This window comes from Amphibacillus sp. Q70, from assembly GCF_052055485.1.
Taxonomy (GTDB): Bacteria; Bacillota; Bacilli; order Bacillales; family Amphibacillaceae; genus Amphibacillus.
In genome coordinates this window covers 3178252-3193551 of the sequence record NZ_CP197171.1, presented here as the reverse complement: position 1 = coordinate 3193551, position 15300 = coordinate 3178252, and the positions used below count along the sequence as shown (strand labels likewise).

14 protein-coding genes are annotated in these 15300 nt (G+C 35.7%); 12 read left to right on the top strand and 2 right to left on the bottom strand.

Annotated elements, in window-relative coordinates:
- The 9 genes from panC to ACS127_RS14295 all read left to right on the top strand — a co-directional run bounded on the left by panC (position 1) and on the right by ACS127_RS14295 (position 9723).
- Positions 1-852 carry a pantoate--beta-alanine ligase gene (gene panC / locus ACS127_RS14335; RefSeq protein WP_440898151.1) on the top strand — a complete coding sequence of 284 codons (852 nt, stop codon included), beginning with the start codon at positions 1-3 and terminating at the stop codon, positions 850-852.
- A 104-nt stretch (positions 853-956) separates the two neighbouring features.
- Positions 957-1343 (top strand): aspartate 1-decarboxylase, encoded by a 387-nt coding sequence (gene panD, locus ACS127_RS14330; RefSeq protein WP_440895710.1) that lies wholly within the window; start codon positions 957-959, stop codon positions 1341-1343.
- Positions 1344-1441: 98 nt separating this feature from the next.
- Positions 1442-4177 (top strand): ATP-dependent DNA helicase DinG, encoded by a 2736-nt coding sequence (gene dinG, locus ACS127_RS14325; protein ID WP_440895709.1) that lies wholly within the window; start codon positions 1442-1444, stop codon positions 4175-4177.
- A gap of 508 nt (positions 4178-4685) precedes the next feature.
- Complete coding sequence (locus ACS127_RS14320) at positions 4686-5147, top strand: cell wall elongation regulator TseB-like domain-containing protein (protein WP_440895708.1); 462 nt, start codon at positions 4686-4688, stop codon at positions 5145-5147.
- Positions 5148-5161: 14 nt separating this feature from the next.
- The gene (locus ACS127_RS14315) at positions 5162-6349 is read left to right on the top strand and encodes a pyridoxal phosphate-dependent aminotransferase (protein WP_440895707.1); all 1188 of its coding nucleotides are present in this window, start codon (positions 5162-5164) and stop codon (positions 6347-6349) included.
- A gap of 55 nt (positions 6350-6404) precedes the next feature.
- Positions 6405-7697, top strand: a complete 1293-nt coding sequence (gene asnS / locus ACS127_RS14310) for an asparagine--tRNA ligase (protein WP_440895706.1) — start codon at positions 6405-6407, stop codon at positions 7695-7697.
- Positions 7698-7976: 279 nt separating this feature from the next.
- Complete coding sequence (locus ACS127_RS14305) at positions 7977-8663, top strand: DnaD domain-containing protein (protein WP_440898150.1); 687 nt, start codon at positions 7977-7979, stop codon at positions 8661-8663.
- A gap of 44 nt (positions 8664-8707) precedes the next feature.
- Positions 8708-9370, top strand: coding sequence for an endonuclease III (gene nth, locus ACS127_RS14300; RefSeq protein WP_440895705.1), 663 nt, complete (start codon positions 8708-8710; stop codon positions 9368-9370).
- A complete protein-coding gene (locus ACS127_RS14295; RefSeq protein ID WP_440895704.1) occupies positions 9367-9723 on the top strand; it encodes a YpoC family protein in 357 nt (118 codons plus the stop codon). Before nth ends, ACS127_RS14295 begins: the two co-directional genes overlap by 4 nt.
- An 894-nt stretch (positions 9724-10617) precedes the next feature.
- Here ACS127_RS14295 and ACS127_RS14290 read toward each other — a convergent pair.
- Together ACS127_RS14290 and recU are read right to left on the bottom strand one after the other, a co-directional pair.
- The gene (locus ACS127_RS14290; protein WP_440895703.1) at positions 10618-13149 is read right to left on the bottom strand and encodes a PBP1A family penicillin-binding protein; all 2532 of its coding nucleotides are present in this window, start codon (positions 13147-13149) and stop codon (positions 10618-10620) included.
- A gap of 131 nt (positions 13150-13280) precedes the next feature.
- Positions 13281-13880, bottom strand: a complete 600-nt coding sequence (recU, locus tag ACS127_RS14285; RefSeq protein ID WP_440895702.1) for a Holliday junction resolvase RecU — start codon at positions 13878-13880, stop codon at positions 13281-13283.
- Positions 13881-14163: 283 nt separating this feature from the next.
- Between recU and ACS127_RS14280 the strand changes: the two genes are divergently transcribed.
- The 3 genes from ACS127_RS14280 to ACS127_RS14270 all read left to right on the top strand — a co-directional run bounded on the left by ACS127_RS14280 (position 14164) and on the right by ACS127_RS14270 (position 15297).
- Positions 14164-14457: a hypothetical protein gene (locus tag ACS127_RS14280; protein ID WP_440895701.1), complete on the top strand. Its 294-nt coding sequence runs from the start codon at positions 14164-14166 to the stop codon at positions 14455-14457.
- A 36-nt stretch (positions 14458-14493) separates the two neighbouring features.
- Positions 14494-14868: a DUF1798 family protein gene (locus ACS127_RS14275; RefSeq protein WP_440895700.1), complete on the top strand. Its 375-nt coding sequence runs from the start codon at positions 14494-14496 to the stop codon at positions 14866-14868.
- Positions 14869-14970: 102 nt separating this feature from the next.
- On the top strand, positions 14971-15297 hold the full coding sequence (locus tag ACS127_RS14270; RefSeq protein WP_440895699.1) for a CotD family spore coat protein: 327 nt from the start codon (positions 14971-14973) through the stop codon (positions 15295-15297).
- Positions 15298-15300: the final 3 nt, after the last annotated feature.

Sequence of the window (15300 nt, the reverse complement as noted above, 5' to 3'; positions counted from 1 at the left end):
ATGGAAATTATTCGAACGGTTACTGGAATACAAACTAAAATGAAGTACCTTAAACAAGCAGGAAAATCAATCGGCTATGTTCCGACGATGGGTTATTTACATGATGGCCATCTGGCTTTAGTGAAGGAAGCACGCAAAGAAGCAGATATCGTCGTACTAAGTATTTTTGTTAATCCGCTTCAATTTGGAGAAAATGAAGACTTCGATCAATATCCGCGTGATGAGGAAAAAGATCGATCATTAGCCAAAGAGCATGGTGTGGATCTTGTCTTTATCCCAGATGTCAAAGAGATGTACCCGTCACCGATGGGTATCACAATGTCGATCAATAAACGAGTAGGTGTCTTGTGTGATCGGACCCGCCCCGGACATTTCCAAGGTGTTCTAACTGTTTTGACCAAACTTTTTCATTTGATCCAACCAGATTATAGTTATTTTGGAATGAAGGATGCTCAGCAAATGGCTATTGTTGATTTATTAATAACAGAGTTAAATTTTCCTGTTCAATTAAGAATGGTACCAACGGTGAGAGAGCCTGATGGACTTGCCAAAAGTAGTCGAAACGTTAATTTATCTGATTCTGAAAGAAAAGAAGCCAGTCATCTATATCAGGCACTAAAGCTTGCTGAACAAAAAATCATTGACGGTGAAAAGCGTCCTGTTAAAATAGTGGAAGAGGTCAAAACCTATTTAAATAAAAAAGTATCAGGAAGAATAGATTATATTGAGCTTTTATCTTTTCCAAACTTAACCGAAATAGAAACGATTCATCAGCAAATTATTATTGCACTTGCTGTCCAATTTAAAAAAACCCGCTTAATAGACAATCATATTTTGACTGTGAAATCGTAAGCTTGTCAGTCATAAAATCGGTTTGTCTGAAGGAGCTAGACTTTCACTAGGTAATCTGTTTGTGAGAGTTAAATAAAAAGAAATTAGTGATAAGGGGTAAGAACATGCTTCGGACCATGATGAAAGCTAAAATTCACAAAGCGAGAGTAAGTGAAGCGAATTTGAATTATGTTGGCAGTATTACCATTGATCAAGAGATAATGGATGCCGTTGACATTTTACCACACGAGAAAGTGCAAATTGTTAATAATCATAATGGTGCACGATTTGAAACGTATGTTATTTCAGGAGAACGAGGGAGTGGGGTCATCTGTTTAAACGGTGCAGCCGCACGACTTGTTCAAGTCGATGATGTGATCATCATTATTTCCTATGCTATGCTTACGAATGATGAATTAGAAACTTTCAAACCTAAAGTTGCGTTGATGAATGAATATAATCAAATCATAAAAATGATTGATCAAGAATTACCGTTAACAACAGGTGAATAACTCGATCGGATAGGTGATGATGACCTTCGAAAACATTACCTATCTGATTATGTAATTGCCGATGATGATTTTTTAAAATGAAAGATGGAGCTGATTGAATGAACAAATTTGCCATCGTTGACTTAGAAACAACAGGAAATTCAGCAAATAAGGGTGACCGAATTATTGAGATTGCCATCGTTATTTATCAAGAAGGCCAAATCATTCACCAATACAATCAACTGATAAATCCTGAACAACATATATCAAGATTTATTAGTTATTTAACCGGGATAACAAATGAAATGGTAGCTGATCAACCTGTGTTTGCTGAGGTAGCCAGTCAAATTTATTCATTTTTTGATCAAGTTTATTTTGTCGCACATAATGTTCCTTTCGATCTTGGTTTTCTAAACTATGAATTAAAACGTGCCGGATTATCACCGATCATACAGCCTGTTATTGACACAGTTGAATTAAGTAGAATCTTATTGCCACAGGCACCTAGCTTTAAACTTGCTCATTTATCAGAATGGCTCGATCTAAACCATGATGCTCCCCACCGCGCGTTATCTGATGCTTATGTGACTACAAAATTATTAGATTATTTACGCCATAGATTGGATAGCTTGCCATTAACGACATTGGAACAACTCATTCGCTTAGCGCCTGATTTGAAAAGTAATTTAAATTCGATTTTAATAAGCCAAAAAGAAAAAACTAAAGAAAACGATGATTTGAATAAGAGATTTAATTATGCTTATCATCTTGCTTACAAACCGGTAGAAAGGGAAGAATACAAGAAGGAAAAAACAACTCGTTCCTTTGGTGACTTATTAGATCAATTATTTTCTGAAAATACGCTGTTAAAAAAGACTTTTCCTTCATTTGAAGATAGACCGGGTCAAAGGGAAATGTCAGAATATATCTATCATGCATTTCAAAGTAATCAGCATGCCATTATAGAAGCTGGAACAGGGACTGGGAAAACCTTAGCTTACCTTATTGCTGCTTGTTATCATGCCATTCATCACGATGAGAAAGTAATTATTAGTACATATTTAATTCAATTGCAGAAACAACTGCTTAACCATGATTGGCTGCAGTTAAAGCAAGCCTTGCCTTTTGCATGTCAAGTGGCAGTTTTAAAAGGAAAACAGCACTATTTAAACTTAGCCTTATTTAGCCAAGCATTACATGATCAAAGTCAGAATTATGATCAAGTCTTGACTAAAGCTATTTTAACGGTTTGGTTAACAGAAACCAATACGGGTGATGTCGATGAAGTACAATTGCCTTCAAGTGGCTATCGCTTTTTTAAACGGGTGTCAGCAAATAATGAACATCAAGTTTCCTCCAAACAAAATGGACAGGAAAATATTTATTATCAAACTGCGAAGCAACGAGCTGAGCAGGCTGACTTACTCATTATCAATCATTCATTATTAGCCGATTCAATGCTTAGAGAGCAGGGATTAATCAAGAAAGATGCTAAAATGATTATTGATGAAGCACATCACTTAGAACAGGTAATTGCTGATCGGTTTGGTTTACAATTAGATTATTTATCTTGTCATAAAAAACTTAAAGCGGTTCGACAATTTATTGAACAGCTGTCACTAGACAATAATGAAATCAAAGAAAAATTACAGCAATTCATTACTTTCTCATTAGAAGAGAACGATTTGTTTTATCGATATATTTATCATCTAGTTGATAAGCGACGTGATAAAGCCACCAGTAAAAATGATCGTGGCAGGTACCAACATCTGATTGATAACGAGGATCATTCTGAATGGTTAATCGTGATCGAAATGGCTGAGCGTTTACAATTTACTTTCCATGATTTAATCAATTTGTTAGGTCAAATCACACTTGAAGCTTACGATCAAACGAGAAAAACATATTTTATTCAAGAACTTAATGAGATGAAATTGATCTTAAAGGATTATTTTAATCATGATTCAAGTGACATGAAAGTTAAATGGATTGAAATTGACTATTCAGGGGGGCAAAATGTTGTTTATTTATATCAACAGCCGATGAATACCGACCGATATTTGAAGGAGCATATATTTGATCGATTGAATAGTGTTGTCCTGACTAGTGCATCGCTATCTGTTTCTGGACAATTTGAGTTTTTTAAAGGGCAAATCGGCATGGCTGATAAAGAAATGATTGAACAGAGTATCCCATCTCCCTATGAATTTCAAGATCAAGTTAAATTGTTAATCCCAAATGACTTTCCAATTGCCAGATATGATGACTTAGGTCCCTTTATCGAGGCAACTTGTGAAGCTATTTTCACCTTAGCAGATGTGACAAATGGGCGTATGTTAATTTTGTTTAACTCATATGATTTGTTGCGAAAGGCTTATTATTTATTACGAGAATTATTTAATGATGAGTATGTCCTTATTGCGCAAGGGATTTCGAGTGGTAGCCATGAACGATTAAAAAAGAATTTCCAAAGTTTTAATCGATCGATTTTATTAGGGACCAATGCTTTTTGGGAAGGGTTAGACATCCCTGGTAGTGATCTGTCATGCGTTGTGATGGTACGCTTACCATTTGACTCACCTAATCATCCTGTTATTAAACAAAAGCATGATTTAATGAAACGCCATGGACAACATCCATTTTCATCGCTTTCGTTACCTAACGCAGTGATTCGATTTAAACAAGGTTTTGGTCGTTTAATTCGTTCACAAACTGATCGTGGCATCATTCTTGTTTGTGATGATCGAATCATGACTAAAAGCTATGGTCAAGCTTTTATCAATTCGATTCCTAATGTTCCTGTTTTCTATCGAAGAACAAATGAATTGTTGGAGATTGCAAGTAATTGGCTTTAGTATGTCAAGAAGTGTTTAGCCCATCATAAATAGATAAAGATTAGCCGATGAAAGACAACTTATTTTTTGTTGCCCATGCGATTATCCTTTTTCCAATAAAGATGGAAGAGTTCATTTTTAAGACCTGGCAGATGGTGAAGCACTGCTGGTACTCAGAGTATAACGACACTTCTATAACTATCGATAATACTTAATTTTTTCCGATAGAATAAGAAAATCTTCGTGTCAAATAATGTTTTAAATTTAAAAACTGTTATAATGTATACAGACTGACAAGATTAGTTATTTTTTTATCCATTCAATAATATTAAAAAGGCTGGGATATGATGAGAGATACACAACGTTCATTTAAATTAGTATTTTGTTTAAATCAGTATTTAGCTAAACATCCTATTGAGGTTAATTTCCTATCCATTGATTTAGCTTCCATCGAGGACTTATGAAAACAAATTGGTCACAGTCAATGAAAACAAATAGGCTTAAAATTATTCTTAGTCTTATTATTCTAATGATTATAAGTTTTATTGCTTATTCAATTTACTTATATCAAAATATTTCAAATGGAAAAGTAACTGATTTCACAGGGACAGAACAGCGAGTAAACCAAGAACTAGAGTTATCAACCATTGACCAGATTTCCCGTTACCATGGAACAGATTATTTTCATGTGGTGGAAGGGCAAACGACTGATCAGGAAGATGTTATGATCTTTGTTAATCAATCAGATCAAGAGGCAGATTTAATCGTTTTCTCGAAAGGTGAATGGGTAACTGAAGCCCAAATCATTGACAATTGGGAGGAACAAACCTCTTATCAAAAGAAATATCAAACCCAGTATGGGATACGTAATGGAACGCCATTAATGGAAATTGTTTACCTTGATCAAAATGGACGTCTCAGCTATGACTATTATCGATTAGACAATGGTGAGTATGATAGTGGAATTTCATTTGCAAATAAATCAAAATAAGAAAAGGTGATGACATGCAATTAGCAAATCGAGTGCAAACATTAACGCCGTCTTCAACGCTGGCAATAACAGCAAAGGCAAAAGCGCTGAAAAAGTCAGGACACGATGTCATCGGTTTAGGCGCGGGAGAACCAGATTTTAATACACCAGATTTTATTATTCAAGCAGCTGAAAAAGCAATGAAAACTGGCTTAACGAGATATACTCCGTCTGGTGGTATTGTTGAGTTAAGGGAAGCAATAGCAAGCAAAATGAACCGTGATCATCAATTAACGTATCAGTCAGATCAGATTATTATCACGACAGGAGCAAAACATGCTCTATTTACATTATTTCAAGTTATCTTAAATAAAGGTGACCAAGTTATTGTTCCAACCCCTTATTGGGTAAGTTACCCTGAACAAATTAAATTAGCTGAAGGTGAACCCGTTTTTGTTCAAGGGGAAGAAGCAAACGATTTTAAATTGTCAGCTGAGCAAGTTGAGGAAGCGATAACTGAAAAAACAAAAGCAATCATCATTAATTCACCGAACAATCCAACCGGAATGATGTATACAGAAGAAGAATTACGAGCAATCGGAGAGGTATGTCTGAAACACAATTTGATGATTATTTCAGATGAAATTTATGAGAAATTAATCTACTCCGATCAACAGCATGTTTCCATTGCTCAGTTATCAGAGCCATTAAAAAAGCAAACGATTGTCATTAATGGTGTATCAAAATCTTATGCTATGACAGGCTGGAGAATTGGTTATGCTTGTGGTAGAAAAACAATTATTAAAGCGATGACTAACTTAGCATCTCACTCAACTTCTAATCCGACGACGATTTCTCAATACGCCGCATTAGCAGCCTATCAATCAAACGGAGATGAAATTGAGCGGATGAAAGTGGCCTTTAAATCAAGATTAGATACTGTCTATCAGTTAATTAATCAATTACCTGGTGTTTCATGTATCAAACCACAAGGGGCTTTTTATTTATTCCCAAATGTGACAGAAGCTATGGAACGAACTGGCTTTACTTCGGTTGAAGAGTGGGTAACGGCCATTCTTGAAGAGGAAAAAGTTGCCTTAATCCCTGGGACAGGTTTTGGAGCTCCTAATCATGTTAGATTATCTTATGCGACTAGTTTAGATCAATTAGAAGAAGCAATTAAACGGATTGAACGATTTATTAAAAGACACCAACAAATATAGAGGAATATTTCAGCAAATCACTGCGATAAAAGAGACAGTTTTGGAGGACGAATGAGTGAAGACAACAATTAATAAAGTTAACGATTATTTAAATCAAGAAGTTACAATAGGTGCATGGTTAGCGAACAAAAGATCAAGTGGAAAAATTGCTTTTCTGCAACTCCGAGATGGGACAGGATTTATTCAAGGGGTTGTTGTGAAAGCTGATGTTGCTGAAGAGGTCTTCACAACAGCAAAGAGCTTAACACAAGAAACATCCGTTTTTGTCACGGGGACGATCGTCGAAGATACACGATCTCCTTTTGGCTTTGAAATGCAAGTTAAACAGATTGAAGTCATTCATGAAGCGGTTGATTTCCCCATTACACCGAAAGAACATGGGACTGAATTTTTAATGGATCATCGCCATTTATGGCTCCGCTCGAAGCGACAACATGCGATTATGAAAATTCGTAATGAAATTATTCGAGCAACCTATCAATTTTTTAATGACAATGGGTTTATTAAAATTGATCCACCTATTTTAACGGCAACATCTGCAGAAGGTACGACTGAGCTCTTTCATACTGAATATTTTGATCAGGAAGCTTATTTATCTCAAAGTGGACAACTATATATGGAGGCAGCTGCAATGGCATTTGGTAAAGTCTTTTCATTTGGACCGACTTTCCGTGCTGAAAAATCAAAAACCCGTCGACATCTGATTGAATTTTGGATGATGGAACCAGAGATGGCATTCGTTGATCATGAAGAAAGTTTAAAGATTCAAGAAAATTATGTCAGCTATTTAGCTGAATCCGTATTGAAACATTGTCAGCTTGAATTAAATACACTTAACCGTGATGTAGATAAATTAAAAAATATTCAAGCGCCATTTCCAAGAATCACTTATGATCAGGCAGTTGAGCTCTTAAAAGAAAAAGGTTTTGATGATATTGAGTGGGGAGAAGATTTCGGAGCGCCGCATGAAACGGCAATAGCTGAGAACTTTGATAAACCTGTGTTTATTACGCACTATCCTGCAGAAATTAAAGCTTTTTATATGAAACCAGATCCTGAACGATCTGATGTTGTTTTATGTGCAGATTTAATTGCACCAGAAGGTTATGGTGAAATTGTCGGTGGTTCACAGCGAATTGATGACTTTGAGTTAATGAAAGAACGCTATGATGAACACAAATTATCCGGTGATGCTTACAAATGGTATTTAGAATTACGCAAATATGGAAGTGTCCCACACTCTGGATTTGGTTTAGGCCTAGAGCGAACAGTTGCCTGGTTCTCAGGTGTTGAACATGTTCGTGAAACAATTCCATTCCCACGTTTACTCAATCGTCTTTATCCATAAGCCATTGATAACGAAAGATCTTGATACAAAAAAAGATTGACCAGTAAATAATCCGAACGATTTTTAAAAAATCAGTTCGGATTATTTATTTGACATGCAAATTTGATCAGCACTTCAGCAAAATAATTTGCTTTCTAACAACGTGACCAATGAGCATATCTTTAAAGTAATTCATGCATTTATCTGTAGGGTTACTTTACTAAAAGATGAGCGAATAAAAGTTTTTCTAATCAATTATTGTTGAAAAATGTGATATGATAGGAGGAAGAGGTGAAGAAAATGCAAGAATTGTATCAAACCATTTTTTCTGATCAAATGATGATCTCCAAAAAGTTATTTAGTGATTACAAGCAGCTAGGTATTGATGAACAGGAGCTTGTAGTCATTTTACATATCCACCGCTTTATTCAAGAAGAAATCTTTTTCCCACCCCCTTTAAAAATAGCAGAATTAATGGCTATCGATGAGCAAAAATGTAGTCAGCTATTAAGGCAATTGATTCAAAAAGATTTATTAACAATTATTGAATTACAAAGTGAAAATGGGATTGTTAATGAGCGTTATTCACTAGAACCCCTATGGAAAAAACTATATCAGGATAAACCAACCAAAAACCCAAATAACCAATTTAATGATAATATGATGAATATTTTTGTTTTATTTGAACAAGAATTTGGTCGAGCTTTATCTCCATTCGAAATTGAAATGATTAATGTTTGGCTTGATGAAGAAAAAATAGAACCCGTTTTAATTAAGGCAGCCCTTCGAGAAACAGTGCTGATGAGTAAGTTGAACTTTAGATATATTGATCGAATATTGCGTGAGTGGAAAAGAAAAGGAATTCATACCGTTGAACAGGCAAGACAACAAACAAAAACATTTCATGCTCAAAAATCCAATCCAACTCAATCAAAAACGAAACGAGATGATTCTGTTTATTATAATTGGTTAGAGGAAAATGAATGAGCAAAAGAAGTGTGTTCTGGTTAATTTTGTGAAGGAGAGATAGTATGCTGAATAAAAAACAAATTCGTTATTGTTTAGATGTAATGACTGAAATGTTCCCAAATGCTGAAGCGGAATTAAATCATAAGAATTCATTTGAACTTCTTATTGCTGTTGTGTTATCAGCACAGGCTACTGATCAACATGTTAACAAAGTAACAAAGGAGTTATTTAAAAAATATAAAACGCCAAATGATTATCTCACTGTGTCTCTAGAAGAATTACAACAGGATATTAAATCAATTGGTCTATATCGAAATAAGGCTAAGAATATTCAAAAATTATCGAGATCTTTACTTGAACAATTTGATGGAGAGGTTCCTCGGACAAGAGAAGAGCTTGAATCATTAGCTGGAGTAGGGCGAAAAACAGCCAATGTCGTCTTATCAGTTGCATTTGGTGAGCCGGCAATTGCTGTTGATACTCATGTTGAACGTGTCACTAAACGATTGGGGATTTGTAGATGGAAAGATAGCCCTTTAGAAGTAGAAAAGACATTGATGCAAAAAGTGCCAGTAGAGGAGTGGAGTGCCACTCATCATCGATTGATCTTTTTTGGGCGCTATCACTGCAAGGCAAGAACCCCAAATTGTGAGGCTTGTGATTTATTAGAACTTTGTCGTGAGGGAAAGAAAATCATGAAACAAAGAGAGAGATTGATAAAATGAATCAAGATAATTATAATTGGCTCGACGATTGGAAAGAACAGGCAAAATACTTGGCTGAACTTTATCAAGCAAGGCGCTATCAAGAGACTAAAGCAATCATGGCTGAACAAAGTGATTTATTTCTTGACAGACTGTTTCGCTTAAATGATCAAGAATGGAGTAAGGACAAGTCACTTGAGGAAATTAATCTTTTAACCGATAAGCCAATCAATTGCCACGAGCGGCTGGATTATGTGAAATCGAACTTAGAACAATACCATGCATTTATCCAACTTGATGCATTATATGATGAATTAGCAAAGCTAGCTGCTAAACTAGCTATTCTTAAACAACGAAAGAAATCAGCTGAATAATTTTGAAAAAATAAATAAATCTTTTAATATCAATAGCGTTGCATAAACTTTTCTTTTCTATGTCAAGTCACCTCGATGTGATTTGAGATGACTCATATTGTTCGATCTATACAATCGCTTCGGGAAACACCTCGCTTACCGCGGGTGTGATCTTAGCTAGAGAGTCACTTTACCAAGTGGCTCTTCGACTACGCTTTTCTCGCAGGTGTCTTCGTGTTTTCCCTGCGCTAATGTCTGCTTCCCTTTAGAACAACGAAGACTTCGAAGCCATAGATCACACAAAAGATAGGTAACTTTTAGTTTACAAATAAAAGGAAAATCAAATGCTGAGTAAACTTTGCTGCTCGACATCAGTATAATTCCTCTCATTATTTGAAATTGATTTAGTGGTCGTCATTCTATTATAGAGACTTTCTTCCGTCCAAAACTAATCATAAAAAGGGGCTGTTGCACAATGAAAAAATAAATGGTGTAACGGCTTTTTTATGCTATTAGAAAGTTTACCTTTCCCAATAAAATTAATAATAATAGCTCCCTCTAATCGTAAGGCTTGAATATATTCGCATCAATCATGGGGGGGGGGTGAAAATAAACACGGTGAAGACATTTCATTGATATGAGGTGTTCAAAATGACTCTTCTACTATTAAAATAGATTTAATTATATGGCTTTGCTTCAATTTTATTCTAAAATCTATACTGCTTGATGATTTAAGTGATCTGTTTTTACGTGATCGAATGCAAAGCTTATCTTCTATGCATTGCCCAAACGTACAATAGCAAAAAAGATTAGCGAACATTAAAAGAGCTGTCACAAAATAAAATGTACATTTTGCAACAGCTCTTTTTTATCATGGTTTAATTATTAATTGTTATTCTCATTCTCATCAACAGACTATTCTTCATCTGATTCATTATCACCATTATCATTGTTTTCATCTTCACCATTATCACCATTACCATTACCATTGCCATTATCTTCATCATCGTTATCATCTTCTGGTGGTTCTGGCTCATCTCCATCCCCTGGGTCAGGATCAGGCTCAGGATCTTCAGGTTCATCTGGTTCATCAACAGGATCATCTGGTTCATCCGTTTCGTCAGGTTCATCATCATCATTTTCCTCAGGGACCCTGATTTCAATTCGCTTAGCTTCACTAGCTAAATCATCATCATCAGAACTCACAGCAACGACTTCAATTGTATAGGTATCACCTCGATCGACTTGACTGATTGTAAATGATGTATCAGATGTTTGTGATTCGTTACCTGTAGAACCATCTTTACCATATTTGACGATAAAGTTAACGTCCTGATCATTTGAATGTGACCAATTGATGTCAATTTGATTGGCATCTTCATCATATTCTGCTGATAGGCTGGTGACAGGATCAATTTGATCAAATTGTTCAGATTGTTGCTGTGGTTCATGACCACGTTTGAATAATTCTACAACGATCTGAGAATCTGGTGTATAATCACTAGGCAGTTGAGGTGGATTGGACCCTCGCTCAACTGGTGAACGAACAACTGAATCTGGCATTTCAAAATCATCGGTTTCAATTCCTGCCGATATTTCAGTCATCACATTTTTAAATAACTCTCGTGATATGGACGTGTGATTTGCTGGAACTGGCTGCGTTGAATCTTCATATCCTGTCCAGGCGGCAATTGTATAATTCGTTGTATATCCAGAAAACCATACATCAACATTATCATCTGTTGTTCCTGTTTTACCAACCATTGGGAGACCTGGGATATTTGCAGAGCTTCCTGTACCACTTTCGACAACACTTCTAAGCATATCTGTAACCATATAAGCAGTTGCATCTGACATTGCAGCTACAGGTTCTGATTTCAAGTTCTCTTCACGGCCATCACCAAAGACAACTTTTGTTACAGCATAGGGTTCGTTGTATATTCCTTCATTACCAAATGCAGAGTAGGCGCCTGCCATGTCCAATGCGGACATACTTAATTTTGATCCACCAATTCCATCACGAATATTTAAGCCATCCTCAGGAATAGGGACGCCAATTCCTTCAGCAAATGTAGTTGCTTGACTAATCCCAACTTCCTCCAATGCATGTAAAGTAGGGACATTCAACGATTGTTGGAGTGCATATCGAGCACTAACATTTCCTTGATATTCACCGTTCCAATTTCGAACAGCGCTGCTTCCAGCCATCTCATATGGACCACTATTCTCTATTTGCTGATACGTTGACCAGTTTAAATATTCAATGGCTGGGCCAAAGGAGAGAATTGGTTTAATAGCGGATCCTGGTTGACGTTTAGCTTGAATTGCCATATTAAATCCACCTGATTGGCGATTTCGTCCGCCACCAATTGCTTGAATGGCTCCCGTTTTTGTATCTAAAACAGCGATTCCGGATTGAAGCTCTTCATCTGGATAAGCAATTGGACTCTCATCAGATAATACATATTCAACATGTTCTTGAGCGCTCGGATCTAAAGTTGTATAGATTTCCAAACCATCATTATAGATATCAGCATCTAATTTCTCTTCAACTTCTATTCTCACTTGATCTATAAAGGCCTGATAAGGTGTCGTTGTCCTTTCTGCAATATTCAGCATGTCTTCAACATCTACAGCTGCTGCCTCATCAGCTTCTTCTTGTGTAATCTTTTCATGACGAACCATTAAGTTTAAAACAGTATTCATCCGTTCCTGAGCAAGCTCAGGACTGTGTGTTGGATCATAGGCAGATGGACGTTGAGGTAGCCCCGCCAACAAAGCAGCTTGTGCTAAGGTTAATTCATCTAAATCAGTGACACCGAAATACATCTCAGCTGCAGTTGCGACACCATAAGCGCCACCAAGTGATTCACCACCATAATAAATTTTATTTAAGTACATTTCTAATATTTCTTCTTTTTCATAAGACCTATCTAACTGCAAGGCTAACCATTGCTCCTGAACCTTTCGTTTCATTGTCTTTTCAGGTGTTAATAAAGAACTTTTAACAACTTGTTGAGTGATGGTACTACCACCCTCTGCACCAAATCCACCTGACAGGTTAGCAAAAATTGCTCCTATACTTCGTCTGACATCGACGCCTGAGTGTTTGAAAAATCTGACATCCTCAGTAGCTAAAACAGCATCAACTAGTACATCTGGCAAATCCTGATAACTTGCTTTTGTTCGTCTTTCTTGACCGAGATCAGCAAACAGTTCGCCATCTATGTCATAAACTTTCGTTGAGGCTGGATCACCGAGTAAAGAGTGATCAAGTCTAGGGGCTGTGAAGATATAATAACTAAATACAGCGATTACTGATATAGCGACCACAGCGATTAAGCCTAATATGGCTAGACCAATTTTTTTCCATATTGAAGATTTATTTTTATTTGTTTTTTTCTCTGCTTTTCGTCTTGCGACTCGCGATTGGCTTTCATCTGCCATACGCCTCTTCCTCCATTCTTAGAAAAACTCACTTTCGCTTTTTTTGCTTGAAAGTATTCATTTTTCTTATACTTAGGATTTTAAAATTTCTACTGCAATGAGTGACTGCTTCGTTGAAATTTTATCTTTTCCTAATGTGTAAAAAACACTTGATCAATGACTTTAATATAATCAATGATCGCAGGATAGTTTGTTGGGATTTCAAATCCTTCATCTAATATATATTGATAAGGAATTGACTTTCTACCTGCGTTTGTATATTGACGATCCCAAAGCGGAAAAAGTTTCACTGCTGGTAATAAAAAAGTTTTTTCATGAGTTCGAAAGTGAATAATGACAAAAACAATGCCATCTTGTTTTTCAACAGATTTCATATGTTCAATTTGATGTTCATGAAAATTATGCAAAGGGAAAGACGTTTTATTTTTCGTTTCTTTCGCTTCAAAGTCAAGATAACGACCTTTATAGACGCCATTATAATCCGTCGTTGAAGCTTGTTTAAAATATCCCTCTTTAATAACAGCAGCACTTCGCTTTGGATAGTCAACTTTAACAATTTGGACAGGTGTGGGTTTCTTATGAATCACACAAATCTGATGCGTTAAGTAATAGTCGTTGGTTTGATTAATGTCTTCTTCTAATGTCATCCCACGATTACTAAAAGTTTGCTGACGTTCAGCTTTTGTTTTAACTTGTTTCAGCATTCGCCTTTTTCCATTTGGGTAATTCATTTTAGATCTCCTCCTGCATAATAGTATCATATCAGAAAACGGCCCATTTTGAGAACTAAAATGATAGACTCTTGTCCAAAATTAAACTTGTAATCTTGTTTACATTTACCATTATGAACAATTTTGGTCATTTATATAAGAGAAAAGTGGTGTTTTACTTAAATTATTTCAGTTGAATCTTAACTAGTTTTGTTGGAATGACACTAGTTTTGTCAGCGGTGCAGGAATATCTTATCTGAATAGATAATAAAACATGTATCATATTAAATAAGGAGCCGATTTTATGTCTAATGAAAAAAATGTTGTCCAATTTGCAGATAAGCTTCTTCAGTTAAATACGCAATTGATTAAAATAGAAAAAAAGCTTACAGTGCAAACCGATTATTTGATTTGTTTCAACCATAAACAATGTGTTGATCCAGCTATAAAATTTCATGATCAGCTAATTATACTTAAAGAAAAAAATAATAAAAAGCAAAAATTATTCGGGAAAAGGAGAAATCATAGATTGATTGATTTCTTTTTCCCGATTAAGACTGATAAAATGATGACAAAGAAATGGATTAGGGATAATTGAAGTTTACATTTAAGGATTTAACAGTTTACGAAGCTGGTGGATGATGATAAAGTTATGATGAAAGGTGCGATAAAAATGTTACAAGCGTTAACTGTAGAATTACAACAAGCCAGTCTTCGTCTGAAGGAAAGATTTTTGAATACGGAACAACCAAAGGAGCCCAAAGATCCTGAATTTTTCCAAATGGTAAAAAAAGAAACTGAGCCTTTATTTAAGCTGAGTGAAAGATGGGAAAAAGTAGCTTTAGCCGCTATAAAAAAAAGGGAACTTCTTGTCCATCCACAACAAATTGAGTCAACACGGGAGAATTTTGAGCTTATATTACTCCATAGTTATTATATTGATGTAAAGCCTAAACGATATATGGAATTGCAACAAGCCGTTAATTATGTATGTAAATTAATTAAATAAGGGTTTTTATCATTAAAATATCAATAATATGGCTAATAGCCCGCTACCTCTTGGTCACTTGTTCATAAGCTATTATGAATCAAGTATAGAAAGGGGATTATAATGCGGAAACATAAACCATCTTGTCAACAACCAGTTAAAACGATTGTTTGCCCGCCACAACACAAGTGTGTCAATACGTGTAGTTATAGTCAGGTAAATTATGTTCACCCTATCCACACGACAGTTATGGATCAACATACTGTCCAGAATAAACATTTTTACCCGCAGACGACATCGTGGGAACAAAACGTTAATCAAACGAATGTATATGGAGGGCAGACTTGGCCGCCAAATAGTGGTAATAACAATGGCTTTAACGGTCATAATGGCTTTAATGGTAACAATAATTGTAATAGTGGCTGCTTTAAGGGTAAATGTAGATATTAGCCA

Coding starts and splice junctions, on each gene's coding strand:
- ACS127_RS14295 (WP_440895704.1), top strand. CDS start 9,367: ATGAATCAAGATAATTATAATTGGCTCGACGATTGGAAAGAACAGGCA.
- ACS127_RS14305 (WP_440898150.1), top strand. CDS start 7,977: ATGCAAGAATTGTATCAAACCATTTTTTCTGATCAAATGATGATCTCC.
- ACS127_RS14280 (WP_440895701.1), top strand. CDS start 14,164: ATGTCTAATGAAAAAAATGTTGTCCAATTTGCAGATAAGCTTCTTCAG.
- panC (WP_440898151.1), top strand. CDS start 1: ATGGAAATTATTCGAACGGTTACTGGAATACAAACTAAAATGAAGTAC.
- ACS127_RS14270 (WP_440895699.1), top strand. CDS start 14,971: ATGCGGAAACATAAACCATCTTGTCAACAACCAGTTAAAACGATTGTT.
- dinG (WP_440895709.1), top strand. CDS start 1,442: ATGAACAAATTTGCCATCGTTGACTTAGAAACAACAGGAAATTCAGCA.
- nth (WP_440895705.1), top strand. CDS start 8,708: ATGCTGAATAAAAAACAAATTCGTTATTGTTTAGATGTAATGACTGAA.
- ACS127_RS14290 (WP_440895703.1), bottom strand. CDS start 13,149: ATGGCAGATGAAAGCCAATCGCGAGTCGCAAGACGAAAAGCAGAGAAA.
- panD (WP_440895710.1), top strand. CDS start 957: ATGCTTCGGACCATGATGAAAGCTAAAATTCACAAAGCGAGAGTAAGT.
- ACS127_RS14315 (WP_440895707.1), top strand. CDS start 5,162: ATGCAATTAGCAAATCGAGTGCAAACATTAACGCCGTCTTCAACGCTG.
- recU (WP_440895702.1), bottom strand. CDS start 13,880: ATGAATTACCCAAATGGAAAAAGGCGAATGCTGAAACAAGTTAAAACA.
- ACS127_RS14320 (WP_440895708.1), top strand. CDS start 4,686: ATGATTATAAGTTTTATTGCTTATTCAATTTACTTATATCAAAATATT.